Here is a 7801-nt window from a genome sequence, read left to right as displayed (position 1 = left end):
CTCCGCCGTCGAACACTATCCGTCCGCAATCCACCACCAGGGCACGATCCGCTTCGAGGGCGAGGTCGAGATCGTGGGTGGACATGATGATCTGTTGCTCCAGGCCCGCAAGCGTCCGCCTGAGCAGCTCCCGGTTGCGCAGGTCCAGCAATGTTGACGGCTCGTCGAGGACCAACACGCCGGGGTTTACCGCGAGGACTGCGGCCAGGGCGAGTAGTTGCCGTTCGCCGCCGGACAGCTCGTAAATGCTTTGGTCGGCAAGGTCGAGGAGCCCGAACCGTTCCAGGACAGCTTCCGCCCGGGCTGTGCGCTCCTTGGAGTTCTTGATGGAACGCCGCAGTGATAGTTCGACGTCTTCCCGCCCGGTCGGCATGACCAATTGCGACAGGGGGTCGGTGAAGACGAATCCCACCTGGCTGCGGACCTGGCGGACGTCCCGCAAGCTGTCGGCGCCGTTGACGCTGACGGTGCCTTCGCTGGGCGCCACCAAGCCGTTGAGCAAGCGCAGAAGGGTGGACTTTCCCGAGCCGTTGGCCCCGATGACTGCGATGCGTTGCTCCGTGAGTTCCAAGGAGACGTCCTGCAGCAAAGTCTTGGGCGCCGGGCTGCCATCGATGGCTACGCGCACCGCGACTTCGCTGAGAATGATGGTGTTCATGTACTGATTGTTCCCGCTTTACTTGACGCGGCGGACCAGGATGTCCGGGAAGGCCTTGTGGAGCGAGACGGCGATGATCGCAGCAAGGACGTTCTTGATGGTGTCGCCGGGGTAGTAGGGTAGATCGGCCAGGAATGCCTTGGCGAAGTCGAACTTGCCATTGACCATGAAGCCAAGCACTCCGAGGCCGTGGATGAGGACGATCGTGCTGATCATGGCTGCGGCAAACAGGAAAACGGCGCGGTATTTGACGGTCTTGCGGATCACGATTGCCGCCAGCCAGCCGGTGGCGGCTGCCGCCAAGGGAAAGGCGATGATGTAGCCGGCCGACGGTGTCGCCAGGATACCGAGCCCGCTGCGACCTCCGCTGAAGATCGGCAGTCCCGCGAAACCAAGCAGGGTGTAAAGACCGACGGCGGCAAAAGCCCGCCCGCCGCCGAGCACAAGGCCCGTGAGGATGACGGTGAGGGTCTGCAGGGTGATCGGCACGCCCAGGGCGCCCACCGGAATGCCTGGAATCAGTGTTGAGGCGGCCACGAGGGCTGCGAATACCGCAATGAGGCCGATGTCCGTGGACGTCCAGCGGGTTCGGGGTGAAGTTTTTCGCGTGGATGCGGTTTCGGTGCTGCTCATCGTGAGTCCTATCTGGTGCCGGGGCAGAGGGAATCCCCTGAAACCGACACTACAGAGCGGCCTGACACTGTATTTTGTAGGGTGTCCACGAGCAACGCGCCCGGGCCTTGGGGCCAAGGTACAAAGAGCGGCGCTGTTGGTTGCCGGAGCCGCCTTGGCTAAGCCTCGACGTCCTCTGCTGTTGGGGTAAAGCCCGCGCGGTCAACCCTGCGGTGGTAGTGCATTCCAGCCAGTCCGCCCAGTGCCGCGGCGATGAGGGTCACTGCTGCCACGACCAGGGCGGCGATGATGCCGATGGTGCTCAGCTGTCCCTCATTCACCGGAATCCTCGGGAAACTGTTCACGGTGGCGAGGATATTGAACCGCGGTCCGGCGAACAAGCCCAGCAACGCGACCAACACGGCGACAATAATTGCCCAAAACCAGACCATGAGCCCCTGCCTGATGCCGTTGAACCGGGCCATGCGTCCGGCAACGTAGCCGCCGCAATAATAGGAGAGGAACAGGATCACCAGAAGCGCGATGATCCCGGCAATGCCGACGGGCTGCGATGATGCCAGGTTCGCTGCGTCACTGACGTTCGCGTTGTTCGCGAGTCCAACAGCGATCCCGGCCGCCGCCACGAGGGCGACCAGGAGCACGGCCATTCCCGTGGCGGTCAGCCAACCGAAGAAGGCCGAGCCGATCTTGATTCCGCCGAACTGCTCCTTTTCGCGGGCGATGACTGTCTCCCGGGTGGCGGCGTTTGGGTCTGATGCGGCGCGAACCACGGGGTAGCTGCTCGTCTCGTCGACGTAGCTGTTGTCAGTGTAGCCAGGGCCGGTTCCAGGTACATCTCCTACCCGGTCACGGCGTGGTTCGGTGTAAGGGACTTCATCCTGGCCGCGGTCGGCCCGGACGTGTTTGCCATCGGATCCTGTTGTGCTGCTCATCGAGAGCCTCCTTCGCAATCGTCCTACCTTCACCTAACCACGCACCGAAAATAGTAGCAAGGGTGCTTACTATTTCGGGGCGTTCCGCGCCCTGCCCTGGCGCTGGCGAGTGTGGGACCCCGTGGGCGGTAGAATCGTAAAGGCCGTTTGTTCGGCCCCTCCACTTCAGCCGCGCCTTGACTTCGGGTGCTGCGGGTGTTCCCCATTGAAAGGCATCCCCCGAATTGATTACCGTCCAGGAACTCGAACTGCGCGCCGGCGCCCGCCTGCTCATGGACCAGGTGAGCTTCCGCGTGGACAAGGGGGACAAAATCGGTCTGGTGGGCCGGAACGGTGCAGGCAAGACGACCCTCACCCGCGTCCTCGCCGGTGAGGGACTCCCCGCTGCCGGCAAGGTTGCCCGCAGTGGCGAGATTGGCTACTTGCCCCAGGATCCCCGGACCCCGGACATGGAACAGCTTGCACGCGACCGCATCCTTTCCGCCCGCGGCCTCGACGTGGTGGTGGGCAAGCTGAAGCAGGCGCAAACGGACATGTCCAGCGAGGACGCCACGGTCCAGCGCAAGGCCATGAACCGCTACGACCGTTTGGAAGCCGAGTTCCTCGCGGGAGGCGGTTATGCGGCCGAGGCGGAAGCCGCAGCTATTTCCTCCAACCTGGCACTTCCCGAGCGTCTCCTGAACCAGCCGCTCAAGACACTCTCCGGCGGCCAGCGCCGCCGCGTGGAACTAGCCAGGATCCTCTACTCGGACGCCGAGACCCTCCTCCTGGACGAACCCACGAACCACCTCGATGCAGACTCCATCACGTGGCTCCGCGACTTCCTCAAGGGCCACCAGGGCGGCTGATTGTGATCAGCCACGATGTGGAGCTCCTGGAAGCCACCGTCAACAAGGTCTACCACCTGGACGCCAACCGGGCGCAGATCGACTTCTACAACATGGGTTGGAAGCGCTACCTGCAGCAGCGGGAAACCGACGAGCGCGCCCGAAAGCGCGAACGCGCCAATGCCGAGAAGAAGGCCCAGGTCCTCATGGACCAAGCCAACAAGATGCGTGCCAAGCCACCAAGGCCGTGGCCGCGCAGAACATGGCGAAGCGTGCCGAACGGCTGCTTGGCGGCCTGGAAGCAGTCCGCGAGAATGACCGCGTGGCAGCCTTGCGTTTCCCGGATCCTGCTCCGTGCGGCAAGACTCCGCTCACGGCAGAGGGTTTGAGCAAGTCGTACGGCTCACTGGAAATCTTCACCGACGTGGACCTGGCAATCGACCGTGGCTCCAAAGTGGTCATCCTGGGCCTCAACGGTGCCGGCAAGACCACCCTCCTGCGGATGCTCGCGGGGGTGGACAAGCCGGACACCGGCGATATCGTCCCGGGCCACGGGCTCAAAGTGGGCTACTACGCGCAGGAACACGAAACCCTGGACCACGACCGTACGGTCCTGGAGAACATGCGTTCATCGGCTCCGGACATGAAGGACGCAGAGGTCCGCGGGATCCTCGGGTCGTTCCTGTTCTCGGGTGACGACGTCGACAAGCCGGCAGGTGTGCTTTCCGGCGGTGAGAAGACGCGGCTGGCCCTCGCCACGATCGTGGCCTCAAGTGCCAACGTGCTGCTACTCGACGAACCCACCAACAACCTCGACCCGGCCAGCCGCGCCGAGATCCTGGGCGCACTGCGAAACTATTCCGGCGCCGTCGTGCTCGTCAGCCACGATGAGGGCGCCGTGCAGGCCCTGAACCCGGAACGTGTTGTCCTGCTTCCGGACGGGGTCGAAGACCACTGGAACGAAGACTACCTGGACCTCATCACGCTCGCTTAAGGCTGAGGGTCAGGGCATTTCCCACGGCACGGAGGCAAGCGGGCGGCCCAGTTCAATGTAGCTTTTCAGATTGGACAGGACCGCCGACCAGCCGCGGCCTGCGATCGCCAACTGTTCGTCGTCGGCGATGTTCCTGTGATGGACCGTGAGCCTTGCAATGCCGTCATGCGACTCGATGGTGAACGTGACAACGTCGGGCTTCACCACCGCTGGAACCGCGGGATCCTCCCACGTGTTCACCAGGCGCGCCGGGGGTGTTGCTTCCAGGATGGTCCCCACAACGTCGGCGGTTCCGGAGCCGTCCGTGCGCTGGTGTTCCCATCGTGAACCTGCCTTCCAATCCGAGACATTGGCATGGCCCCAGTATTCAGCGCTTTGGGCTGCGTCCGTGAGCGCCGTCCAAATCTGGTCCGCGGTTCCTTCGATGTACGTGACGTAGGTGTATTCAGCCATGCTCAACAGCCTAGCCCCAGGCCGCAGCGGAACGACGGCTCCGCCGGATCAATGACCCGACGGACCACCGGATCAGCGGACCTTGAGGGGCTGGGCGGCCGTAATCCGCTGGAGTTCGCTGTAACTGATGGAGAACATCGAGTTATGGTCACCCGCGCCCGCCCAGAGCAGTGGATGCTCCTGGAGCGAGATGTCGAGGATGGTTCGTAGGGGCCGCGGGTGTCCAAAGGGAGCCACGCCGCCTACGGCCTGGCCGGTGTGCTCCAAGACGAAGTCCGGGCTGGCCCGGCGGATCCTGGCTGTGCCCAAGGAATCCGCGACCAAGGCGGTGTCCACCTTCGCGGCCCCGCTCGCGAGAATCAACAGGGGAGTGCCGTCGAGTTCGAAGACGAGGCTGTTGGCGATGGCCGCAATGTCGCAACCCAGCAAGGATGCTGCCGCAGCGGCGGTGGGGACATCGTCGTCGAAGGTGAGCACCGTGTCCTGGGCGCCCGCCGCGGTCAGGGCGGACTTCACGTTCAGCACGGAGGCCGGGATCGTTTCAGTAGCCTTGCGCATCCAGGATGGCGTCTTCCTCTTCTTCGGCCGTTGGCCGCTTTGATTTCCGTGGCGCGGGTGCCTTCGGACGAGGCATCGCGCTGATTTCTTCTTCCTCGTCCTCGGCATCAATCCGGGCATTGCGGGCCTGTTGCCTGGCAGCGTAGCCGAAACCAACGAACATCAGCACGCCGAACGCGAACCACTGCAAGGAGTAGGAAAGGTGGGTGCCCTCGTCGGTGGCCGGCTTGGCGAACGGCGCGGGCATCACCTGGACGGCGGGCGATTCCGTGGCGAGCTGCCCGTAGGCCCCGGTCATGATGGGATAGCCAAGCTCCGTGGCATATGAAGGGAGGTCGATCGATGCCAGCTGGCCGTCCACGGCGCCGCGGCCCAGATCCGGTTCAGAGGCCTTCAAGCGGGCGACGACGGTAACCTCGCCGGCCGGCGGGGCCGGGATGCTGTCGGGGTGCCCGGGCGTCTTGTTTCCGATGGGCAACCATCCGCGGTCAATCACCACGGCGTCGCCACTCGACAATCGGAACGGGACCACTACTTCGTACCCGGGCTGGCCGTTGAGGGGACGGTTACGGACGACTCGTTGGCCCGCAACGTCATACCTTCCGTGGAGCTCAACTTGTGCCCATTCCCGTTCGGGGTCCAGGGACTGGAACTCCGCCTTGGCGGCGGAGAAGGGAAGGGGAGCGGCCGAGTAGTTGGTGACAACGCGGTTGATCTCGGCCAACGTCTCGGCCCTGCGGTCCATTTGCCAGCGACCCAGCAAGACGCAGCCGGTGGCGAAGATCACGGCCAAGACGAAGTAGCCCAGCCACTTGCTGGAAAAGAGAAAGCGGTACATTCAGCTGGCCTCGCCTGGGTCAGTGGTCATCGCGAACGGGATGGTCTCTTTCCAGAGGCCGCGGGTCTGCAAGTAGTCCTCCAACCATTCCCGGTGCTCCTCGCAGGACAGCCATACTTTGCGGCGCTCGGGAGTGTGGATGCGGGGATTGTTCCACAGGAGCTGCCACGTCGCCTCGGCGCGGCACGCCTTGCGTGAGCAGACGGCCGGATGAGTCCCGCCCCGGCCCGCGTGCTCTTCATTCTCCAGCCCAAGGCCGCCCATAGTGAAGATATTCATGAAGCCGCCTGTTCTTCCCCGCCGAGCGGATATCGCTGCTTGCTGGCACCGGTGTTGTCGGCTGCTTCCGGACCGGAAGCGTCCTGGACGGTGGCGTCGTCGCCGTCGTCGTCGATGAGTTCACCTTCCAGGACAGTGACGGGCGCCGCCGACGGCGCCCCTTCTTCAGCCGGTCCCGCTTCCAGCTCGACGGCCGGGACGTAGTCCAGCAAGGCGTCGCTGTGGACTTCGGCCTTGTCGCTGCCATTGGCGATCACTACGGCAATCCAGGGCAGGAACACGGCCCCTGCGACAGCGATGATCTTGAACCAGCCGTCGACCACGAAAATGAGGATGAGGCACACCAAGCGGATACCCATTGCCAAGGCGTACTTGATCATTCGTTCGCGCATGTCGTCCGAGTGGGCGGCGGCGGCGTCGGTAATGCTATGCACCACGGGGTCACCTGATACGGCGTCCGGGTCCCCGGGCGCCTGCAGGGGACTGCTATCTCTTGTCACGGCTGATTCATCACGCTCCAACGGCTTCCCTCAATTCTCTCACCCTTGAACGGGCCTCCCAAACCGCGCCAGGTGCAGCTACCCGCGGCCGGGGCCTCGCGGCGGCTAAGATCGATGCAGGAAATCACCCACTTTCAAGCGGCACAGTCCTGCCGCGGAACTCTGGAGAGCAGCATGTCTGAAGCAGTATCAACCGCCCGCAGCGTCCTCATTACGGGCGGAAACCGCGGCATCGGCCTGGCTATCGCAGAGGCATTCCTCGCCAACGGCGACAAGGTCGCCGTGACCTACCGCAGCGAAACCCCCCTTCCCGAGGGCATCCTTGGCGTCAAGGCCGATGTGACGGACGAGGCCTCCCTCGACGCAGCGTTCAAGGAAGTCGAGGCCGCCCATGGACCCGTGGAGGTTTTGGTAGCCAACGCCGGGATCACCAAGGACACTCTCCTTTTGCGCATGAGCGAGGACGACTTCACGTCCGTCATCGACACCAACCTCACGGGCGCCTTCCGGGTGATCAAGCGTGCCTCCAAAGGCATGATCCGCCTGCGCAAGGGCCGGGTTGTGCTGATCTCTTCCGTGTCGGGTCTCTACGGCGCACCGGGACAGATCAATTACTCGGCCTCGAAGGCGGGCATGGTGGGCATCGCCCGTTCCCTCACCCGCGAACTTGGTAGCAGGGGCATCACGGCGAACGTGGTGGCACCGGGGTTCATCAACACGGACATGACCGCCGAGCTTCCCGAAGACACCCAGAAGGCCTACTTGGCGAGTGTTCCGGCCGGCCGCTTTGCCGAAGCCTCCGAGGTGGCCAACGTGGTCCGCTGGATTGCCAGTGACGAAGCCGCATACATTTCCGGTGCCGTCATCCCCGTGGACGGCGGCCTGGGCATGGGCCACTAGATCACCAATCCCGCTGGCATGATTGACTCGGAATTAATAGAAGTTGGATGTTTTCAACAAGTTGGACGTTTTGAATAAAGGAGCACGAATGGGACTGCTGGACAACAAGACGGCAATCGTCACCGGTTCTTCGCGCGGCATCGGCGCTGAAGTAGCCAAGATCCTGGCTGGCGAGGGCGCTGCCGTCGTCGTCAACTACCGCCAGAAGGCCCCGCCGGGCCAACAAGGT

The 7801-nt window shown here is 63.7% G+C and carries 10 protein-coding genes and 1 pseudogene; 3 read left to right on the top strand and 8 right to left on the bottom strand.

Annotated features, from left to right (window positions below; translation table 11 throughout):
* The 3 genes from AHiyo1_RS16435 to AHiyo1_RS16425 all read right to left on the bottom strand — a co-directional run.
* On the bottom strand, positions 1-658 hold a 658-nt coding region (locus tag AHiyo1_RS16435; protein WP_059389264.1), incomplete at its 3' end, for an energy-coupling factor ABC transporter ATP-binding protein.
* A gap of 18 nt (positions 659-676) precedes the next feature.
* Positions 677-1291, bottom strand: a complete 615-nt coding sequence (locus AHiyo1_RS16430; protein WP_059389263.1) for a biotin transporter BioY — start codon at positions 1289-1291, stop codon at positions 677-679.
* Between the two features lie 158 nt (positions 1292-1449).
* Complete coding sequence (locus AHiyo1_RS16425) at positions 1450-2223, bottom strand: YrzE family protein (protein ID WP_059389262.1); 774 nt, start codon at positions 2221-2223, stop codon at positions 1450-1452.
* 224 nt (positions 2224-2447) lie between these two features.
* Between AHiyo1_RS16425 and AHiyo1_RS16420 the strand changes: the two are divergent.
* Positions 2448-4044 (top strand): annotated as a pseudogene (locus tag AHiyo1_RS16420) (ABC-F family ATP-binding cassette domain-containing protein).
* A 9-nt stretch (positions 4045-4053) separates the two neighbouring features.
* Here AHiyo1_RS16420 and AHiyo1_RS16415 read toward each other — a convergent pair.
* From AHiyo1_RS16415 to AHiyo1_RS16395, 5 genes are all read right to left on the bottom strand, one after another.
* Positions 4054-4497, bottom strand: a complete 444-nt coding sequence (locus AHiyo1_RS16415) for an SRPBCC domain-containing protein (RefSeq protein WP_059389261.1) — start codon at positions 4495-4497, stop codon at positions 4054-4056.
* 72 nt (positions 4498-4569) lie between these two features.
* Entirely contained in the window at positions 4570-5055 is a 486-nt protein-coding gene (locus AHiyo1_RS16410; RefSeq protein WP_059389260.1) for a YbaK/EbsC family protein, read from the bottom strand.
* A complete protein-coding gene (locus AHiyo1_RS16405; RefSeq protein WP_059389259.1) occupies positions 5039-5893 on the bottom strand; it encodes an SURF1 family cytochrome oxidase biogenesis protein in 855 nt (284 codons plus the stop codon). The genes AHiyo1_RS16410 and AHiyo1_RS16405 overlap by 17 nt, the downstream gene beginning before the upstream one ends.
* Complete coding sequence (locus AHiyo1_RS16400) at positions 5894-6172, bottom strand: hypothetical protein (protein WP_059389258.1); 279 nt, start codon at positions 6170-6172, stop codon at positions 5894-5896.
* Entirely contained in the window at positions 6169-6693 is a 525-nt protein-coding gene (locus AHiyo1_RS16395; RefSeq protein ID WP_059389257.1) for a DUF3099 domain-containing protein, read from the bottom strand. Before AHiyo1_RS16395 ends, AHiyo1_RS16400 begins: the two co-directional genes overlap by 4 nt.
* A 153-nt stretch (positions 6694-6846) precedes the next feature.
* Between AHiyo1_RS16395 and AHiyo1_RS16390 the strand changes: the two genes are divergently transcribed.
* Both AHiyo1_RS16390 and AHiyo1_RS16385 read left to right on the top strand, forming a co-directional pair.
* A complete protein-coding gene (locus AHiyo1_RS16390) occupies positions 6847-7572 on the top strand; it encodes a beta-ketoacyl-ACP reductase (protein WP_059389256.1) in 726 nt (241 codons plus the stop codon).
* 88 nt (positions 7573-7660) lie between these two features.
* A partial coding sequence (locus AHiyo1_RS16385; RefSeq protein ID WP_113990693.1) for an SDR family NAD(P)-dependent oxidoreductase occupies positions 7661-7801 on the top strand: 141 nt, incomplete at its 3' end.

The organism is Arthrobacter sp. Hiyo1 (genome assembly GCF_001263615.2).
Classification (GTDB): Bacteria; Actinomycetota; Actinomycetes; order Actinomycetales; family Micrococcaceae; genus Arthrobacter.
This window is presented reverse-complemented; position numbering and strand designations above follow the sequence as displayed.